Source organism: Gardnerella sp. c11Ua_71 (assembly GCF_055818025.1).
The window spans coordinates 1-2,091 of record NZ_JARFVR010000013.1; the positions used below are offsets into that span (position 1 = coordinate 1).

At 46.6% G+C, this 2,091-nt stretch carries 2 protein-coding genes and 1 pseudogene; all 3 read left to right on the plus strand.

Annotated elements, in window-relative coordinates:
- A partial coding sequence (locus P0106_RS07130) for a DUF6273 domain-containing protein (protein ID WP_473730647.1) occupies window positions 1-586 on the plus strand: 586 nt, incomplete at its 5' end.
- Window positions 587-664: 78 nt separating this feature from the next.
- The gene (locus P0106_RS07135) at window positions 665-1,081 is read left to right on the plus strand and encodes a hypothetical protein (RefSeq protein WP_032836351.1); all 417 of its coding nucleotides are present in this window, start codon (window positions 665-667) and stop codon (window positions 1,079-1,081) included.
- Window positions 1,082-1,473: 392 nt separating this feature from the next.
- A pseudogene (locus tag P0106_RS07140) lies at window positions 1,474-2,091 on the plus strand (RNA-directed DNA polymerase); the annotation flags it as partial.

A 2,091-nucleotide genomic window follows, 5' to 3' on the forward strand; every position in this document is an offset into this window, starting at 1 on the left:
GGGTGCAGAGATTATTGCGCGTGCTATTCGTGACGGTAAGCGTTACATGGTGAATGTCGGTGACTATTTTGATGAGACGGTGAATGGTACAACATATCGTTGGACTATTGCGGAGTTTAATCACTATGGTCAAAATGAAGCACTTATGGTACCGGATAAGTTAATTCCGGGCACTACGCAGTTTGCAAGCTCGGATAACACTTATAGTGGCTCCATATTAGAGAGCAAGTTTAATGATTTTTACAATGCGATGCCGGCTTCTTTGAAGTCTTATGTGTGCAACATGAGACTGCCGTGGACGAACAGTTATGGTTCTACCAGTTATTTGAACGAGCATGTGTTTCCACCGTCTGAGATTGAGGCGTTTGGATCTGCTACTTATTCTAAGGAGTCTTCTGGCTACTATTCGAAGTGGGCTTGCTTTACTGATAACGGTAGTCGCGCGCGCGACTACCGATGGTATTGGTTGCGTAGCACGTACAGTGGTGACTACACGGTCGTGTCTGGGGTCAGTGGTGGCGGCTCGGGCAACTCCTACGACTACGGCGGTTCGGGCGGTCTCCTCCCGTGCTTCTGCATCGCGTAGCCGTAGGATACGCGCATCTATCAATTCTAGGGGTCGCCTCCGTGCGACCCCAAATCATATCTAAGGAAAGAAACTAAATTGACTCAAGTTTACGCAAGAGAAAGAAAAGAAACCCTAACAGGGTATGTAGTAACCGCTAGTAAAATCCGCATAGAGGTATTGAAATTAATCAAGCGTGAAACAGTGCTGCCAAAATCATTGCGCTTTCTAGTGGGCAAAGACATTACAGGGCACGCGGAAAGTCTGGAACGTGAAGCTGAACATGCCTACGCATGGTACCCGTCAGATGAAAAGCGATTAACGGAGCGCAAAAAGCATTTAATAGAAGCAGGCGCATCGTGCATTGATTTAGTACACGACATGCAAATGCTTTTCCAACTAGGCACCGTGAAGCGCGGCATGGCTACGCTACAACCTTTGCTTGATTTGCTTGAGCAAGAGCGAACAATGATTGCATCACAGTTAGCTCACGCTCGAACAGTAAAGCAAAAATAACAATTCTTTGGGGATTAAGCCATTAGCACGTACAGTGGTGACTACACGGTCGTGTCTGGGGTCAGCGGTGGCGGCTCGAACAACTACAACGACTACAACGATTCGGGCGGTCTCCTCCCGTGATTTTGCATAACGCTAGACCTAGTAGCACATTAAGCGCGAACGCAATGCAATGCAGAAGGGGCTTAATCTCCATCGCTAACAAGCGTAAAAAAGTGTCTGATAAGATGCAGCGGACGCCAAAAAGTGCATGGCAATCGTACTCGCTTACCATGATTGTTTCATGCTGTATTCTCAAGCTGCTATGGAAGTCGTCTTGCACCCCGATAGCGTATCGCATTGGGCTTTAGAAGTAGCATCAGACATCAACTCTTTTTTATAAAGGACTACACATGAGTATTAAACGCGTTGAAGCACGATATAAGCGCAGGCAATTAAAACGGCAACAAAACAGGGCATCACAAACCAAGACGGCAACGTTTGAAAACACCAGCAGCCTACAGTCACTCACTGATGCAGCTTATGAGTCTTGTAAAACAATTAAGTGGAAGAATAGCGTACAAAAGTACATGAACGACGCGATGCTCAATGCTCTACATGCGCACAAGCTGATGACTAGCGGCGGCAAAATAACTGGTCGTCGCAAATGTTTCACGATCATGGAGCGCGGCAAAGTTCGACACATTCAAGCTAGCGCATTCTGGGAGAAAGTAATACAGAAAACAATCTCAAAAAACGTTTTAATACCGTGTTATACGCGCTCGTACACTCACGGTAATAGTGCTAACCAGCGTGGACGCGGCGAAATGTATGCGATAAAACTGTTACGCAAACAGCTCGCACGACACTATAGGAAGCATGGTTCGCAAGGCTGGATACTGTTGTGTGATTACTCGAATTATTTTGCGTCAATTCCGCGCGGAAAAGTCTTAGAACAAGCCTCTGAGCGCATACAAGATAAGCGAATAATGCCATGGCTAGAGCAGCTCATGGACGCGGAATGTGATAGT